This is a genomic window from Mesorhizobium sp. ISC15 (assembly GCF_037162615.1).
GTDB lineage: Bacteria > Pseudomonadota > Alphaproteobacteria > Rhizobiales > Rhizobiaceae > Mesorhizobium > Mesorhizobium mediterraneum.
In genome coordinates, this window is record NZ_JAVSPX010000001.1 from 6,287,032 (window position 1) to 6,303,962 (window position 16,931).

A 16,931-nucleotide genomic window follows, 5' to 3' on the forward strand; every position below is an offset into this window, starting at 1 on the left:
TGCGCTAGCCTCAAAGCTTCCAGCCCGAATGAAGCGCAGCAATGCCGCCGGAATAATTGCGAAAAGAAGCGCGGTCGAAGCCGGCGCGGGAAATCATCGCCGCAAAATTCTGCTGATTGGGAAACTTGCGGATTGATTCGACCAGATAGGAATAGGGCTCGCCGTCACCGGTCACCGCCTTGCCGATCCTGGGGATGGCGTTGAACGACCACGCCTCATAGACCTTGTCGAGCAACGGCATGTCGACCTCGGAAAATTCGAGACAGAGAAAGCGTCCGCCGGGCTTCAGCACGCGATAGGCTTCCGCAAGCGCCACATCGATACGCGGCACGTTGCGAATGCCGAAAGCGATCGTGTAGGCGTCGAACGTGGCCTCAGCGAATGGCAGCTCCTCGGCATTGGCTTCGACGAAATCGGTGTTATCAGTCAGTCCCTTTTTCTCGGCCCGGTCGCGGCCGACGGCGAGCATCGAGCCGTTGATGTCGAGAACGGTGGCATGGGCGTTCCTGCCGCTCGCCTCGACGATGCGGAAGGCGATGTCGCCGGTGCCGCCGGCAACGTCGAGAACGCTCCAGCGCGGTCGTTTCGGTGGATTGAGCCATGTGACCATAGCGTCCTTCCACAGCCGGTGCAGGCCGGCCGACATCAGGTCGTTCATCAGATCGTAGCGGTTCGCGACCTTGTGGAAAACGTCATTGACCAGGGACTGCTTCTCGCCTGCCCCTACACGCTTGAAACCATAGGAGGTCTCCATGCCGCCAACGGCCGTGGTTCTCTCAACCGACATTATTTTTGATCCGCCATAAAACCGGCGGGACCATAGCCGATCGATGGTGCCGACGCTATTGTTTAAGGCGCGGTGTTCGGCCGCGCTTCTCGGTCGTGGAATCATGCTTATGGCTCCGCGAACTGGGCTGACCTGACGGGATGACTGCATGCCTTTGAAAGCGGAACTGCACTGCCATATCGAAGGGGCAGCGGCGCCCGAACTCGTCATCCGCCAGGCGCAGAAATACGGCAAGGACACCTCGCCCTACATTCAGGACGGCTCCTTCGTCTGGCACGATTTCACCTCCTTCCTCGCCGCCTATGATTTCTCCTCCGACCTGTTCCGCACGGAAGAAGACTATGCGCGGCTGGCCGATCATTACCTGACCAGTCTCGCCCGCGACGGCGCCATCTATTCCGAGATCTTCACCTCGCCGGACCATGCCGGCAAGGCCGGCCTGTCGCCCAAGGCCTATACGGACGCGCTCGGCGAAGGCATGGCGCGTGCCAAGGCCAAGACCGGCATCGAGGGCCGCATGATCGTCACCGGCGTGCGCAACGCCGGCGTCTATTCGATCGAGCAGGCGGCGCGCTTCGCGGCCCGCTGCGGACATCCGCTGGTCACCGGCTTCGGCGTCGCCGGCGACGAGCGGATGGGCGATCTGGAGGACTATGTCAGGGCCTTCGAGATCGCGCGCGAGGCCGGCCTCGGCATCACCGTCCACGCCGGCGAGCTGATGGGCTGGGAAAGCGTCAAGGCGGCGCTCGACCATATCCGCCCCGCCCGTATCGGCCATGGCGTGCGCGCCATCGAAAATCCCGACCTTGTCCGGCGCATAGCCGACGAAGGCGTCGTGCTCGAATGCTGTCCCGGCTCCAACATCGCGCTGAAGGTCTTCGACAGTTTCGCCGATCACCCTTTTCCGGCGCTGCAGGCGGCGGGCTGCAAGGTGACGCTAAACTCCGACGACCCGCCCTATTTCTGGACGTCGCTGAAGCGCGAATACGACATTGCCGCAGAGCATTTTTCGATGGACGACAAGGCGCTCGCCGCCGTCACCAGAACCGCAATCGAGGCCGCCTTCGTCGATAAGAAGACCAGGACGGCGCTTCTCGCCCGCCTCAACGCCGCCCGCTAACTCTCTCCTCCTGCAAAAACTGTGGTAGGTGATCGCAAGCAGTTCCTTGGCCGGCGCATTGTCGATAGGGTTCACGTAAGCAGCCGGAATTTCAGGAGAACACCATGAAGGGCGTCACCGTCGTCGACCACCCGCTTGTCCAGCACAAGCTGACCATCATGCGAAAGAAGGAAACCTCGACGGCCGGCTTCCGGCGGTTGTTGCGGGAGATCTCGCTGCTGCTCGGCTACGAGGTCACTCGCAACCTCGAACTGACGACGACAACGATCGAAACGCCGATCGAGACGATGGAAGCGCCAACGCTGGAGGGCAAGAAGCTGGTCTTCGCCTCAGTGCTGCGCGCCGGCAACGGCTTGCTCGAGGGCCTGCTTGACCTAGTGCCGGCGGCGCGCGTCGCCCATATCGGTCTCTACCGCGATCATGAGACGCTGGAAGCGGTCGAATATTTCTTCAAGGCGCCGAGCGATCTCGCCGACCGGTTGGTGATCGTCGTCGACCCGATGCTGGCGACCGCCAATTCGGCGATCGCGGCGATCGACAAGCTAAAAGGGCGCGGCGCCACCAACATCCGCTTCCTCTGCCTGCTGGCTGCGCCAGAAGGCCTCGAGCGCTTCATCAAGGCGCATCCCGATGTCCCGGTATTCACCGCGTCCATCGATCGCCAGCTCAACGAGAAAGGCTACATCATGCCCGGCCTCGGTGATGCCGGCGACCGCATGTACGGCACTAAATGACCGTGCCACTCGTTTACCGATCGTTTACGCAAACGGCCGCTTTCCGCATCTGTTAAAGCGGCAAACACCATGTCGCGATAAGCATGGGCGTTCACGAAGGCCGGTCCATGCTGCTGCGCAATCTTCTCATCCTTGGCGTGCTCGCCGTAACATCGGCGTCGTTCCCGATCCTCTATCAATCGAATCCGCAGATGCTCGATGGCCTGCTGAAATCGGCGGTCGGGGCGAGGCCCACGATCGAAACGCAAACGGACCTGAACCTGGCCGGGGTTCCCGACAGATCGGCGACGCCGCAGCCGCTCGGCCGCAAGGTCGTGGTCACGGCGGATGCGCGCGGGCATTTCACGTCGGCGTTCAAGCTCAACGGCCGTCAGGTCGACGGCATGATCGACACCGGCGCCACGCTCGTCGCCATCAACAGTTCGACCGCACGCAGGATCGGCATTTCGCTGAACGCGTCTGACTTCCGCCACACCGTCAACACCGCCAACGGGGCGATCAAGGCTGCCCTGGTGACCGTCGATCGCCTGCAGATCGGCAAGATCACGGTCGACGGCGTCCAGGCGGTGGTGCTCGACGACAAGGCACTGCGCACCAATTTGATCGGTCTGAGTTTTCTCCAGCGGCTTGAAAAATACCAGGTCGAAAACGGCGCGCTGTTGCTCGTCCAGTGATCACCCGCGCGGCAGGATCCGCCGGATGACGGCTTTTTCCGCAGGCGGCTTCGAAGCGCCGATCGTATAGGCCGAAAGCACGGCGGCCGCGGCCGCCTCGGCATCGGAGGCGTTGCGGGCATGGACCAGCGCCAGCGCCTCGCCGGCGCGTACCTCCGCACCGACCGGCAATAGCCTGGTGATGCCGACCGCATGATCGATGCTGTCGTCCGGCCGTATGCGCCCGCCGCCAAGCCCGACGACGGCAAGACCGATGTCGCGGGTGGCGATGCCGGTGACAAAGCCGTTTTCGGTCGCCTTGACCGCAAACTCGGTCGCCGCCTTCGGCAGGTATTTTTCCGGATTCTCGATGAAGTCGGCCGGACCGCCGAGCGCCGCCACCATGCGCGCGAAGACGGCCGCCGCGCGGCCACCGGCAAGCGTCTCGGCGGCGCGCCGCATGCCGTCCTGGTTGGACGATACCAGCCCCGCCGACTGAAGCATGTCTGCGGCCAATGCCAGCGTCACATCCTCCAGGCGCCGATCGCGGACGCGGCCGGTGAGAAAGTCGACGGCATTTTGCACCTCGACCGCGTTGCCGGCTGCCGATGCCAGCGGCTCGTTCATGCCGGTGACCAGCGCCGAGGCCTTCAGGCCTGCGCCGTTGGCGATTTCGACCAGGCTGTTCGCCAGTGCCGCTGCGTCGCGCGACCTTTCCATGAAGGCGCCGTTGCCGACCTTCACGTCGAGCACCAGTGACTGCAGGCCGGCGGCCAACTTCTTCGACAGGATCGAGGCGGTGATCAGCGGCACCGATTCGACGGTCCCCGACACGTCGCGGATCGCATAGAGCCTGCGGTCGGCGGGCGCGAGATCGGCGGTCTGGCCGATGATGGCGCAGCCGGTTTCGAGCACCACCTTGCGGAAGCGCGTAACATCCGGCTGGCTGATATAGCCGGGGATGGCATCCATCTTGTCCAGTGTGCCGCCGGTATGGCCGAGGCCGCGGCCGGAAATCATCGGCACATAGGCGCCGCAGGCGGCGACGATCGGCGCCACCATCAGCGAGACATTGTCGCCGACGCCGCCTGTCGAATGCTTGTCGGTCACCGGGCCCGGCAGGTCCGACCAGTCGAGCACGTCGCCGGAATCGCGCATGGCCAGCGTCAGCGCCACCGCCTCGTCGCGGCTCATGCCGTTGAAGAACACCGCCATGGCGAACGCCCCGACCTGCCCGTCCGAGACGGTGCCGGTGGTCACGCCCTCGATGAAGCTGGCGATCTCCTGCGCCGACAGCTTATGGCCGTCGCGCTTGCTGCGGATGATTTCCTGGGGAAGCATCAGGCCGAGACCTTACTCTCCGGCAGCCCGTCTTCGAACACACGCTGGAGAATGGTCGCCAGCCGCGCGCCGCCGACCGGCGCCATGTCCTTGGTCTCCTGGTGCGAAAGCTCCGCCCCGGTCATCCCTGCTGCAAGGTTGGTGATGACCGAGCAGGCAGCGACGCGCAGGCCGAGGAAGCGGGCGAGAATGACTTCCGGCACGGTCGACATGCCGACGGCATTGGCGCCCATGACGCGCGCCATGCGGATCTCGGCGGGCGTCTCGAAGCAGGGCCCGGAAAACCACATATAGACACCCTTGTGCAGCGCGGTATCCGTCGCCTTCGCCGCCGTCTCGATCGCCGAGCGAAGGCCAGCATCATAGGCTTCGGTCAGGCCGACGAAGCGGCGGTCGCTGGGCTCGCCGATCAGCGGGTTGGAGCCCGAGAAATTGATGTGGTCGGTGATCAGCATCACCGAGCCTGGCCCCATGTCCGGATCGACTGAGCCGGCGGCATTGGTGAGGATCAGTTGCGAGATGCCGAGGCCGGCGAGCACCTCCAGCGCCGGCCGCATCGCCGCCGCGTTGCCGTGCTCGTAATAATGCGCGCGGCCGGACAGCATCAGCACTGGCGTGCCGGCAAAACGTCCTGCCACCACCTCGCCGGCATGGCCGGTGACGCCGCTTCTGGGAAAGCCCGGCAATTCGGCATAGGAAATGCGGACGGCGTCCTCGACCTGGTCGACCAGCCCGCCGAGGCCCGAACCCAGCACGAGCGCGGTGGCGGGCGCCAGCCCGTCCAGCCTTTCGACGAGATGATCGATCGCTTCCTTCATTTCAAAATATCGCCCTGGAAGCCGTAGGGCAGCATATCGCCCATGGTCACAGTCTCGACCACACCGCCATTGTCGCAGAGATAAAGCTTGGTTTCCGGCCGACAGAATTCGGCCAGCCGCTGCCGGCAGCCACCACAGGGCGAGCATTTCGCCATGCGCTCGGCAATCACGGCGATCTCCGTGATCCTGCCGCCGCCGCCCATGATGTAGTGGCCGAGCGCGGTGGTTTCGGCGCACCAGCCTTCCGGATAGGACGCGACCTCGATGTTGGCGCCGGCAAAGACGCGGCCGTCCTCGGTGCGCAGTGCCGCCCCGACCGGGAATTTCGAATAGGGCGCATAGGCCTTGGCCATGGCGGCCTTGGCCGCTTCGAACAGGTCATGCGACATTTAGTTTTTCCCTAGAATGATCTGTCCGAAAACCGGCTTCCACTTTTTCGCGGCCATGCTCATATTTTCCTTTTCGCATGGCCCGGTCCGAAAACCGGCTTCCACTTTTCGGGGCCATGCTCATATTTTCCTTTTCGCATGGCCGGTCCGAAAACCGGCTTCCACTTTTTGGGGCCATGCTCAGCGTTCCTTGACATAGGGCACGCCGCCGGCGCGCGGCGGGATCGCCTTGCCGATGAAGCCGGCGAGAAGGATGACGGTGAGGATATAGGGCAGCGCCTGCATGAGTTGCACCGGCACCTTGCCGATCACTGGCAGCGGCGTGCCCTGCAGGCGGATCGACAGCGCGTCGAGGAAGCCGAACAACAGGCAGGCGAACATGGCGTTGACCGGCTTCCACTTGGCGAAGATCAGCGCGGCCAGCGCGATATAACCCTTGCCGGCGGTCATGTCCTTTACGAAGCCGCCGTTCTGCACCATCGACAGGTAGGCGCCGGCAATGCCGGTGAGCACCCCGGTGCAGATCAGCGCCCGGTAGCGCAGCCAGGCGACCGAGATGCCGGCCGTGTCGACCGCGGCCGGATTCTCGCCGACCGCGCGCATCCGCAAGCCGAAACGGGTGCGGAACAGCACCCACCAGGTGAACGGCACGGCGAGGAACGCGATATAGACCAGCACGGAATGGCCGGAGATTAGTTCCGAATATATCGGACCGAGGATCGGCACGCCCCTGAGCGCGTCCGCGCCAGGCCAGATGATCGCTCCGAACCGCTCGTCCGAGGCCAAAGCCGGCGTACGGCCACCTTGCTGGAACCAGGCCTGGCCAAGCATGATCGTCGATCCCGCGGCGATGAAATTGATCGCCACGCCGGAGACGATCTGGTTGCCGCGATGGGTGATCGAGGCAAAGCCGTGGATCAGCGCGAAGGCGACTGAGATCAGGATGGCCATGCCAAGGCCGAGATAGGCGGAATGGAAGACGGAGGCTGCGGCGGCACCGGCGAAGGCGCCGACCAGCATCTTGCCCTCGAGCCCGATATCGAAAATGCCGGCCCGCTCCGAATAGAGGCCGGCGAGGCAAGCGAGCAGCAAGGGCACCGACAGGCGGATGGTCGAGTCCAGAACCTGGACGATGGCGTTGAAAAAATCCATCTCAGGCACCCTTCTCCTTGATCGCTTCCATGCCGACGGATCTCGGGCTGAGCGAGGCGAACAGCGCCTGGACATAGGGCCGGAACATGTGCTCGAGCGCGCCGGCGAACAGGATGACCAGGCCCTGGATGATGACGATCATATCGCGGCTGATCGCCGGCATCTCGAAGGCGAGCTCTGCGCCACCCTGGTAGAGCATGCCGAATAGTATTGCGGCGAGCACGATGCCGACCGGGTGCAGGCGCCCCATCAGCGCCACCGCGATGCCGACGAAACCGGCGCCCGAAACGAATTCGAGCGCGACATTGTGCTGGTCGCCCATCGTCGGATTAAGCGCCATCATGCCGGCCAGCGCGCCCGAGATCATCATGGCGACGATGATGATGCGGGTCTCCGAAATGCCGGCATAGCGCGCCGCTTTCGGGCTGTGGCCGTAGGTGCGCATCTCGTAACCGAGCTTGGTGCGCCAGATCAGCACCCAGACCAGAAAGGCCATGGCCAGCGCCAGCAGGAAGCTGATGTTGAACGGCGCCGAGCGTATCTTGGCGCCGAACAGCTCGATGACCCAGTTGAGCTTCGGCAGTTGCGCGCCGTCGAGGAAGGTGCGTGTCTGCGGCGCCATCGAATTGGCCGGCTTCAAGAATCCGACCAGTGCATAGACCATGACGCTGGCGGCGATGAAGTTGAACATGATGGTGGTGATGACGATGTGCGAGCCGCGCTTGGCCTGCAGATAGGCCGGGATCAGCGCCCACAGCGCCCCCATTGCCGCGGCGGCGATGATCGCCAGCGGGAAGGTGAGCCACCAGGGCAGCACGCTGTCGAAGGCCAGGCAGACGATGCCGATGCCGAGACCGGCTATATAGCCCTGGCCCTCGCCACCGATGTTGAACAGGCCGCAATGCGCCGCAACCGCCACCGAAAGCCCGCTGAAGATGAAGGTGGTGGCGTAGAAAAGCGTGAACGCGATGCCTTGCCCACGGCCGAACGCGCCCTCGACCAGGACGGCGGCCGCGCGGAACGGATTTTCGCCAACCAGAAGCACGACGAAGCCGGCGACGACGAAGGCAACGGCGAGATTGATCACCGGAATCAGCCCGTAATCGGCCCAGGCCGGCAGCTTGGCGTAGGGAGTGCTCATTCCGCCGCCTCCTGGCGCTCGACGCCAGCCATCAGCAGGCCGAGCTCGCCTTCGCTCGCATCCGGGCCGCGCTCGCCGACGATGCGGCCGGCAAACATCACCAGGATGCGGTCGGACAGCGAGCGGATCTCGTCGAGCTCGACCGAGACCACCAGCACCGCCTTGCCCTGGTCGCGCATGGCGATGAGGCGCTTGTGGATGAATTCGATGGCGCCGACATCGACGCCGCGCGTCGGCTGGCCGACGATGAGCACGCCTGGGTCTTGTTCCATTTCCCGCGCCAACACGATCTTCTGCTGGTTGCCGCCGGAGAAATTGGCGGTCTTGAGGCGGCAGTCCGCCGGGCGGATGTCGTATTTGGTGATCTTGTCCCTGGCGTCGTCGCGGATGGCATCGATATTGAGGAACGGCCCCCGGAGATAGCGCGGATCGTCGTGATAGCCGAGGATCGAATTCTCGTTCTCCTCGAAGGCCAGCACCAGCCCGACGTGATGGCGGTCCTCCGGCACATGGGCGAGACCGCGGTCGCGCAGCTCGCCGGGATCGGCGGCCCCGGTGAGATCGATCGGCTTGCCGTCGAGCATGACGGAGCCCGAGACGGCGCGCCTGATGCCGGAAATCGCCTCGAGCATTTCGGATTGCCCGTTGCCGGCGACGCCGGCGATGCCGACGATCTCGCCGGCGCGCACATCGAAGGAGATGTCGTCGACCATGGTGACGCCGCGGGAATCCTTCACCGTCAGGTTCTTGACCGCGAGCTTGACGCCGCCGGCTTCCGCCTCGCCCTTCTCGACCCTGAGCAGCACACGGCGCCCGACCATCAGCTCGGCCAGCTCCTCGACTGTCGTCTTCTTGGTCTCCCTGGTCGCCACCATCGTGCCCTGGCGCATGACCGAGACCGTGTCGGTGATCGCCATGATTTCGCGCAGCTTATGGGTGATCAGCAGGATCGTCTTGCCCTGCTCCTTCAACTGCTTGAGGATGCGGAACAGATGGTCGGCTTCTGCGGGCGTCAGCACGCCCGTCGGCTCGTCGAGGATCAGGATCTCGGCGCCGCGATACAGCGCCTTGAGGATTTCGACACGCTGCTGCAGGCCGACCGGCAACTCTTCGATGATCGCATCGGGATCGACTTCCAGCCCGTATTCGCGCTCGAGCCGTTCCAGTTCGGACCGCGCCTTGGCGATGCTCTTCTTCAGCAGCGCATCGCTTTCGGCGCCGAGAATGACGTTTTCCAGCACCGTGAAATTGTCGACCAGCATGAAGTGCTGATGCACCATGCCGATGCCGAGCGCGATGGCGTCGTTTGGCGACTTGATCGACGCCGGCTGGCCGCCGACGCGGATCTCACCGCTGTCGGCCTGGTAGAAGCCATAGAGGATCGACATCAGTGTCGACTTGCCGGCGCCGTTCTCGCCGACAATGCCGTGGATGGTGCCGCGCACGATCTCCAGATTGATGTCGCGGTTGGCGCGCACGGCGCCAAAACTCTTGTTGATGCCGATCAGCTCGATTGCGGCTTGCGCCATGCAGCCTGTCCCACTCTTATTTTTTTTATCGCTTGGTCAAAACGCCTAGCATGACGCCCCGTCTGTGCCAATTGGCCGGAGCAGCGTTCACTCTCGACAAATCCCCGCGCGCTTGTCAATTTCGAACGTGGCCGCAGCCTTCACATTCGCTGTCGCATCGGCCGGAAAACCGGATTCGATTTTCGGAAAGCACGATGCGAAGATTGTAAGTGTCAGAGCGTAGTTTGTGCGTCCAATTGGACGCCCGTCGCTCTAATGTGGCAGACCCAGAAAATTCGCATCTCTTGGGAGTTGCGCAGCAAGAACCCGAGGTTTTTCAAATGACCATGCCCGCCGACCGGCTGACAACGCTGGAAATACGCGCCGCCGAGCAGGAGAAGACCATCGAGGAACTGTCCGGCCAGATCGCCGAGCAGTGGAAGGTGATCGAGCGCATGCAGCGCAAGCTCGATGCGCTCACCGACCGCTTCCTGGCGTTGGAGGAACAGGCCGCACCGGACGTGCCGGTGACCAAGCCGCCGCATTGGTGAGCGACTGAGGAAGAGCAACGAGCGTGGCCGGTGAAAGCGACCGCATAGCCGGACGGCCGCGAATACGTGCAGCCGGCCCACGCGGTTCTCAGGTCAGGCAGCGGCTTTCGACGGCTGCCAAAGTTCGATCGGATTGCCTTCGGGATCATGAATGCGGCAGAAGCGGCCGGCCTCTGAATCCCATTCGGCGCGAGTTTCGACGGCGATGCCCGCCGCCTTGAGATCGGCCACGGTCGCATCGATGTCATCGACGCGGAAATTGATCATCCACTGCTGATCCATGCGACCGAAATAGTCGCTCTCTCGACGGAACGGTGCGAAGACGGTCGGGCCAGCCTCCTGTTTCCAGACGGTCTTGGCGATGTCGACAATGCCCAGATGCTTCTCGTACCAGGCGGTCAGCGCTTGCGGGTCGCTGGCGCGAAAGAAGAAGCCGCCTATTCCCGTCACCGTTGCCATCGGCCGTTACCTCCTCTTGCCGGATATTATTTTTGCGGTCCGCCATCCATAACGCAAAACCGCCGGGTTTTCACCCCGGCGGCTTTGATCAGATCCGCGATGTCGGTCGATCAATAAGGGCAGGCGTTGTCCGACATGTAGTCGTGCACCTTGACGGTGCCGGCGATGATGTCGGCCTTGGCCTTTTCGACCGCCGCCTTCATCGCGTCATCGACAAGCGCCTTGTTGTTGTCGTCCATGGCGTAGTCGACACCGCCTTCCTTGAGGCCGAGGTCGTTGATGCCGCCGGTGAACTTGTCGTTCTTGGCGTCCATGAAGGTGTTGTAGACGGCAACGTCGACGCGCTTGACCATGGAGGTCAGCACCTTGCCGGGCTGCAGTCCGTTCTGGTTGGAATCGACGCCGATGCCGAGCTTTCCGGCATCCGCCGCTGCCTGCAGCACGCCAACACCGGTTCCGCCTGCCGCCGCATAGATCACGTCGGCGCCCTGGTCGATCTGCGTCTTGGCGATCTCGCCGCCCTTGGCCGGATCGTTCCAGGCTGCCGGCGTATCGCCGGTCATGTTCTGGATGACATCGGTCGCGCCGGCTGCCTTGGCGCCGCCGACATAGCCGCAGCCGAATCTGCGGATCAGCGGAATGTCCATGCCGCCGATGAAGCCGACCTTCTTCGACTTCGAGGCCATCGCCGCCATCACGCCGACGAGGTAGGAGCCTTCCTGCTCCTTGTAGACGACGGAGCGGACATTGGGCTTGTCGACGACCATGTCGATGATGGCGAATTTGGTGTCGGGAAACTCGACGGCGATCTTCTCCAGCGCATCCGCCCAGGAGAAGCCCGCCATGGCGATCGGATTGCGGCCATCCTCGGCGAAACGGCGCAGCGCCTGCTCGCGCTGGGTCGCGTTGCTGACCTCGAATTCCACATAAGCGATACCGGTTTCGGCCTTGAACTTTTCGGCGCCATTGAAGGACGCTTCGTTGAACGACTTGTCGAATTTGCCGCCGAGATCGTAGAGAAGCGCGGGCTGAATGTCCGCGGCGAAGGCCGGAAGAACCATCGCAGTTGCGGCCAGGAGGCCGAGAACGATACGTTTCATGTGATCCACACCCTGTCGGTTATTTTTTCCGTTACGCACCGCCTGCCCGCCCGGTTCTCCGGCAGGCATGCGACATCAGACAGGAGTGTCTTCCTCCCGCTTCGGGCCAATCTGGCACGGCCCGAAACAAAATTCACGCGGAATTTTGACCTTTTGGAAAAGCGTGGCGCCGCATCCCGGCGCCACGGATCATCGCCTCGACAACGGCCTCAGGCGGAGACGGCAGCCGGGATGGCGCAGGCAACGCCGGTGCCCTGCAGATTGCAATAGCCGTAGGGATTCTTCGCCAGATATTGCTGGTGGTCTTCCTCGGCGAAGTAGAATTCTGGCGCCGGCGCGATCTCGGTGGTGATCTTGCCGCGGCCGGCACCGCGCAACGAGGCTTCATAGGCGTCGCGCGAGGCGATCGCCGCCTGGTATTGCGCATCGCCGAACGTGTAGATCGCCGAGCGGTAGGTGGTGCCGACATCGTTGCCCTGGCGCATGCCCTGCGTCGGGTCATGGCTTTCCCAGAACAGCTTCAGAAGCTGTGCATAGGACACGATCTTCGGGTCGTAGACGACGAGCACGACTTCGGCGTGGCCGGTCAGGCCGGTGCAGGTTTCCTGGTAGGTCGGGTTGGGGGTGACGCCACCCGCATAACCGACAGCCGTGACCCATACGCCCTCGACCTGCCAGAACATACGCTCGGCGCCCCAGAAGCAGCCCAGTCCGAACATCGCTGTCTCCAGCCCCCCGGGATAAGGCCCCTTGAGCGGCCGCTTCGAGACAAAGTGCTTGGATGCCGTCGGGATAGGCTTGGCACGACCCGGCAGCGCCTCGGCAGGCTTCGGCAGATTGAGCTTCTTGTTCAGCATGTCGCTGAGAAAAAACATGCGCGGTCTCCCTTTCTCTTTGATTTGGGATTTCTCTTCGTTTGGGGACGCCGGAAGGCCGTCAACAACAACTCATCAAGTCCGGGCGAACCGCCCTGTCGGCCGCTCCCGCCTGTAGCCGATAATGTAGAGAATGAAGGCAAGCACCGCGAACACGGCGAAGCCGGGCTGGTTGAGCACCCAGGCGATGGCGCCGTCCCACAGCAGCGAACCAAGCTTGTCGCGGACGAAGCTTTCGAAGGCGCTTCGCGTATCCGGCGAGACGGCGAGCCAGCTCGTGTTGAGCGGGGTCATGACCAAGGCCGACGCCGCCACCGAGCGTGTCGTGTCGAGCACCGCCATGATGACGGAAACCGAAAGCGCAACCATTGCCGCGAGACGGAAAAGAAAGCGAAACATGCAGACCTTTCCTCCCCAGGACTTTAGCAGACAGACTGCAACGTCTGTTTCGAACAGAGAGATAGTGTGCGCGCGCTTTGTTCGCAATCGCGACACGCGAATTTGAAGCTACGCCGCCGGTTTCAGCTTTCGCCGATTGACGCGCCAGACAGCGAAGACACCGCCCGCCACCGCGCCGACAACTAGCCCGGCCAACCCGACGAACAGTGCAAAATAGGCGCAGGCACCCTCGAAGCAGCTCATGTCGGTGACATTCGCGACCATCAAGCCGGCAAAAAACCCGGCGCAGGCGCCGAGCCCGGCGCCGAGAATGACCCCGAGCAGGGCGGCGATCACCGAGACCAGCACCGGTGGGCGTTCGTTTTCCGGGTTGGTATAGATCGCATCGGCGCCCGAGCCGCGGCGCAGACGGTAGATGCAGAGCAGGCCGACGGCGATTTCAGCGCCGGTGACGGCCAGCCCTCTGGCCGAGAAAACGAAGTCGGGCGTGACGAGGATGTAGGACTGCCTCGCCAGCAGCCACAGGATGGTGGCGACCTGCCAAAGCGTGAAATGCCGAGGAAACCGCGCCGAGCGGTTGAGGGCGAGACCCAGGACAAAGAGCCCCCACAGGACGGTGACGATGCTGGCAGCAAGGCTGCCATAGATCAGATAGTAAACGCTATCCGGCAGGCCGTAATCGCTGGTCAGCGGCCATCCCGAGATCATGCCGTAAACAGACCAGGCCATGACCAAGGCGAGCCAGGCAGGCGGGATGTAGGACAGCCCGCTGTCCGGTCGCCCGGCCGGCCGTCCGCTGGCCGGCTGCTCGTTGCTCGATGTCATGCCGCCCCCGCAAAGCTGACGGACACTCGATAGGCGGCCAACAGCGAAGTCAAGCGCGGCAGGTTTTTTTCGGCATTTCCCGTGCACGTCGTTCGACAGTCGCCGCATCGGGAGCATTGCGTCGGTAGCACGACAAAACCATCTGTACCCGGCAAAGCGAATAGAGTGCCGTTATGGCTTGGCATTCGATGCCGGATCGACTAGATGAGCCCCGCGCCTGTTGCTTTGACGGCTCAGGTGCGGGGAAAGGGTGTCCGTTGGTTGACGGCGCCCACGGTACCGAGTTCCGGACCGGAATCCCCCAAGGGAGACGCATCTCCCCAACCCGCGTGGCGAAACCGGCCGACGCGAAATGCCAAGACGGAGAGGTGGCCGAGTGGTTGAAGGCGCACGCCTGGAAAGTGTGTTTACGGGAAACCGTAACGCGGGTTCGAATCCCGCTCTCTCCGCCATCCAGCTTCCATAAAAATCCTTTCTTTTCAAAAACTTCCTTGTTGCGCTTGACCAGTGCGAAGCGAAACCTATCTCAGACTGTGTAACAAACTGTGTAACATTAGTGAAAGATAATGCGACGTTCCGCAGCGCCAAGGCCCCATAAACGTGAAGGCATCTGGTATCTCGTTCGCAGGGTGCCGAAGGAATTCGCGGCGTTTGATCGCCGCTGCCTGGTACGCATTTCCACGGGGGTCGCCGTGGCTGACGATCCCCGCGGTGTACGGGCGCGAGATGCAGTGCAAAGCCTCGGCGCAGGGCTGGAGGCGTATTGGCGTAGACTGCGGGAAGGCCAATCCGCCGAGGCGGGGCTGCGTTTCGAAGCCGCGAGGAAGCGCGCGCGGTCATTTGGATTGGCCTATCGCACTAACGAGGAACTAGCAGCGGGGCCGCTCGACGAACTCATGGCCCGCATCAACCTGCTTCTCGACAAAAAATCGATCGAGGACGCGCAGGACGTCTCGGCGGTGATGGGTGGGGAGAAGCGGCCAGCGGTCCGCCTGAGCGGTCTTATCAAGGAATTCGAGACGATCGAGCAACAGAACTTGCTGACTATGTCGCCCAACCAAATCAAGAAATGGCGTAATCCCAAAAAGCGCGCAGTTGCCAATCTGGTTGGAGTCATTGGCGACAAGGAGATCGCAAGCCTCACTCGGGACGACGCAGTCGCGTTCCGCGAGTGGTGGCAAAAGCGGATCGTTGAGGACGGACTTGATATCGGTACGGCCAACAAGGACATCGGCCATGTTTCGAAAATGCTGCGCGTCGTCGATCTGACTCACCAGCTCAAGCTGGAGCCGGTTTTTCGCAACCTCCGTCTTTCCGGCGCCGTCCCCGGGCAACGCGCTGCGTTCCCAGCGGAGTTCATTCAGGAGAAGATACTCGCTGAAGGCGCGCTCGACGGACTCAATGACGAAGCCCGCCATCTAATCTATGTAATTGCCGATACCGGACTCAGGCTTTCTGAAGCGGCAAACCTCACCACCGAAACAATCCACCTCGATCAAGAAATCCCGCATGTGCGGGTGCGCCCCAATGGCCGTCGCTTGAAGACCGGTCATTCAGCCCGTGACATTCCCTTGGTTGGCGGCGCACTTGCAGCCATCAAGCTCCATCCGGACGGCTTTCCTCGTTATCGCGACAAGGCCGCCTCACTTTCAGCGCTCGTCAACAAGGTGCTCGCCAGCAAGGAACTTCTGCCGACTTCCGAGCATAGTCTTTATAGCCTGCGACACACTTTCGAGGACCGGCTGACGGCAGTTGAGGCGCCGGAGAAGGTAATTGCCTCTCTGATGGGCCACAAATGGATCCGGCCGAAATACGGCGCGGGACCTTCGTTAGCGCAAAAGCGCGAGTGGCTCCAAAAAATCGCTTTTACCCCGCCCGGGCGAATGTGATTGCGCCATCCAGGCCGTGAGAACCAACCTCACGGCTCCAGCTGTCCGAGCCATTTAGGTTGAGCGTGGCCAGCACGCGCTGCGCTCGCTCGCGATTTCCGAGCTTCCGCCGCATTTGTTCGACCTCGTATTCCAGCCTTTCGAAGGTCGGTGTATAGGCATCTCCATGACGGATGACCAAGTAGGCCGCAACAGCTAGACAGCATTCGAGCTCCGTGGCCGATGGATCGGAAAAAGGGGCGACGCCATAGCAAGGCGCGCAACGCCTCTCGAAAGCTTCCGAACTAGGCAAACGGCCAGCACGTGGCATCGTGACAGAAACCTATGCCTGATCGACGAACCTGAAGTGCTCACGAAGCTTGACCGGTGCGCAGGCCATCGGAGGGACAATTCCGCTCTGCCTAAAACCGACAAAAATTTTGAAACACCCGTCCCTCCGGCTCGAATTCAAAAGTTCAGCCCAGACAGTAACGCCTGATATCTTGTCGTGCACTGTCACGGTGCCAAACCTGGTGCCGGCGACAACGGCAGTTTGGCGAGCAGAAGAATTCCCGAGACTGAGACGTTCTACGGCTTGGCTCATGTTCGCGTTCCTCCTCGATTGGAAACAGGATGGGCCATATGGAAGCGAATAAAAGGAGGTTGGTGACGAGTCTCGGTAGTGGAGTAGAAACGGATGGAAAAGCTTGCGCTATTCGCCATCGGCGCCGCTAAGCGCACTTGAGAGAAGGGGCATGATCGCCAAGAGATGACGTCCGAAGAACTCTAGCGCGTCGCTTGTCGCCCCACTCTGAACTCTCGTCGGTCTGGTCCATTTATTCGACTCGAGGATGTTCGTCCGTTCATCCGGCAGGCTGCATGATCGGCATTGGCGAGGCAATCGAGGCGACAAACATCGCTCAATATGAGTAGCCGACAGGCAATCTCTAATTGCGAGGAGCGGATAGATGGGTACGGTCAAGGGATGAAAACGCGATATGGCTACGCTGGCGTCCATATGTTCGACCGCACATCCAGCCTTAGCCGGTCGCTGTGTGTCAAAGCGATTTAGAGGCGCGACACCGCAAGCCAGTTAGAAATGCGACAGTGACGCGTCTTTTTGGCACGACCTTAGCACCCGATCGGGCCTCAGCTGGTCGTGGTTGCGCAGCCCGATGGGGTGCGATTTTATAGAGCTCCCCTGGCTTTAG

The 16,931-nt window shown here is 62.4% G+C and carries 17 protein-coding genes and 1 tRNA gene; 6 read left to right on the plus strand and 12 right to left on the minus strand.

Annotated features, from left to right (window positions below; all coding sequences use genetic code 11):
• Positions 1-10 precede the first annotated feature (10 nt).
• The gene (gene ubiE / locus RPG13_RS30315; protein ID WP_095488515.1) at positions 11-787 is read right to left on the minus strand and encodes a bifunctional demethylmenaquinone methyltransferase/2-methoxy-6-polyprenyl-1,4-benzoquinol methylase UbiE; all 777 of its coding nucleotides are present in this window, start codon (positions 785-787) and stop codon (positions 11-13) included.
• 148 nt (positions 788-935) lie between these two features.
• On the opposite strand from ubiE, the gene RPG13_RS30320 reads away from it, so the two are divergent.
• The 3 genes from RPG13_RS30320 to RPG13_RS30330 all read left to right on the plus strand — a co-directional run bounded on the left by RPG13_RS30320 (position 936) and on the right by RPG13_RS30330 (position 3,315).
• Positions 936-1,907 (plus strand): adenosine deaminase, encoded by a 972-nt coding sequence (locus tag RPG13_RS30320; RefSeq protein WP_095488516.1) that lies wholly within the window; start codon positions 936-938, stop codon positions 1,905-1,907.
• Positions 1,908-2,011: 104 nt separating this feature from the next.
• Positions 2,012-2,641, plus strand: coding sequence for a uracil phosphoribosyltransferase (gene upp / locus RPG13_RS30325; protein WP_095488517.1), 630 nt, complete (start codon positions 2,012-2,014; stop codon positions 2,639-2,641).
• Between the two features lie 110 nt (positions 2,642-2,751).
• A complete protein-coding gene (locus RPG13_RS30330; protein ID WP_126107359.1) occupies positions 2,752-3,315 on the plus strand; it encodes a TIGR02281 family clan AA aspartic protease in 564 nt (187 codons plus the stop codon).
• On the opposite strand, the gene deoA is transcribed toward RPG13_RS30330, so the two are convergent.
• The 6 genes from deoA to RPG13_RS30360 all read right to left on the minus strand — a co-directional run bounded on the left by deoA (position 3,316) and on the right by RPG13_RS30360 (position 9,664).
• Positions 3,316-4,635: a thymidine phosphorylase gene (gene deoA / locus RPG13_RS30335; protein ID WP_126105073.1), complete on the minus strand. Its 1,320-nt coding sequence runs from the start codon at positions 4,633-4,635 to the stop codon at positions 3,316-3,318.
• On the minus strand, positions 4,635-5,453 hold the full coding sequence (locus tag RPG13_RS30340) for a purine-nucleoside phosphorylase (protein WP_292722260.1): 819 nt from the start codon (positions 5,451-5,453) through the stop codon (positions 4,635-4,637). Before RPG13_RS30340 ends, deoA begins: the two co-directional genes overlap by 1 nt.
• Positions 5,450-5,842 carry a cytidine deaminase gene (gene cdd, locus RPG13_RS30345; RefSeq protein WP_127204612.1) on the minus strand — a complete coding sequence of 131 codons (393 nt, stop codon included), beginning with the start codon at positions 5,840-5,842 and terminating at the stop codon, positions 5,450-5,452. The genes RPG13_RS30340 and cdd overlap by 4 nt, the downstream gene beginning before the upstream one ends.
• 180 nt (positions 5,843-6,022) lie before the next feature.
• Entirely contained in the window at positions 6,023-6,994 is a 972-nt protein-coding gene (locus RPG13_RS30350) for an ABC transporter permease (protein ID WP_127204613.1), read from the minus strand.
• A gap of 1 nt (position 6,995) precedes the next feature.
• Positions 6,996-8,135, minus strand: coding sequence for an ABC transporter permease (locus RPG13_RS30355; RefSeq protein WP_337126715.1), 1,140 nt, complete (start codon positions 8,133-8,135; stop codon positions 6,996-6,998).
• Positions 8,132-9,664 carry an ABC transporter ATP-binding protein gene (locus RPG13_RS30360; protein WP_126105069.1) on the minus strand — a complete coding sequence of 511 codons (1,533 nt, stop codon included), beginning with the start codon at positions 9,662-9,664 and terminating at the stop codon, positions 8,132-8,134. The genes RPG13_RS30355 and RPG13_RS30360 overlap by 4 nt, the downstream gene beginning before the upstream one ends.
• 320 nt (positions 9,665-9,984) lie before the next feature.
• Between RPG13_RS30360 and RPG13_RS30365 the strand changes: the two genes are divergently transcribed.
• Entirely contained in the window at positions 9,985-10,194 is a 210-nt protein-coding gene (locus RPG13_RS30365; RefSeq protein ID WP_095488524.1) for a SlyX family protein, read from the plus strand.
• 93 nt (positions 10,195-10,287) lie between these two features.
• Here RPG13_RS30365 and RPG13_RS30370 read toward each other — a convergent pair whose 3' ends face one another.
• From RPG13_RS30370 to RPG13_RS30390, 5 genes are all read right to left on the minus strand, one after another.
• Positions 10,288-10,653: a VOC family protein gene (locus RPG13_RS30370; protein WP_095488525.1), complete on the minus strand. Its 366-nt coding sequence runs from the start codon at positions 10,651-10,653 to the stop codon at positions 10,288-10,290.
• A gap of 110 nt (positions 10,654-10,763) precedes the next feature.
• Positions 10,764-11,753: a BMP family lipoprotein gene (locus RPG13_RS30375; protein WP_095488526.1), complete on the minus strand. Its 990-nt coding sequence runs from the start codon at positions 11,751-11,753 to the stop codon at positions 10,764-10,766.
• Positions 11,754-11,962: 209 nt separating this feature from the next.
• Positions 11,963-12,628: a peptide-methionine (S)-S-oxide reductase MsrA gene (msrA, locus tag RPG13_RS30380; protein ID WP_127294642.1), complete on the minus strand. Its 666-nt coding sequence runs from the start codon at positions 12,626-12,628 to the stop codon at positions 11,963-11,965.
• Between the two features lie 75 nt (positions 12,629-12,703).
• On the minus strand, positions 12,704-13,027 hold the full coding sequence (locus RPG13_RS30385) for a hypothetical protein (protein ID WP_127294640.1): 324 nt from the start codon (positions 13,025-13,027) through the stop codon (positions 12,704-12,706).
• Between the two features lie 108 nt (positions 13,028-13,135).
• Complete coding sequence (locus RPG13_RS30390; RefSeq protein ID WP_127294638.1) at positions 13,136-13,852, minus strand: hypothetical protein; 717 nt, start codon at positions 13,850-13,852, stop codon at positions 13,136-13,138.
• Between the two features lie 362 nt (positions 13,853-14,214).
• Here RPG13_RS30390 and RPG13_RS30395 point away from each other — a divergent pair.
• Both RPG13_RS30395 and RPG13_RS30400 read left to right on the plus strand, forming a co-directional pair.
• Positions 14,215-14,304 (plus strand) — tRNA-Ser (locus RPG13_RS30395).
• A gap of 114 nt (positions 14,305-14,418) precedes the next feature.
• The gene (locus RPG13_RS30400; RefSeq protein ID WP_337126716.1) at positions 14,419-15,741 is read left to right on the plus strand and encodes a tyrosine-type recombinase/integrase; all 1,323 of its coding nucleotides are present in this window, start codon (positions 14,419-14,421) and stop codon (positions 15,739-15,741) included.
• Positions 15,742-16,931: the final 1,190 nt, after the last annotated feature.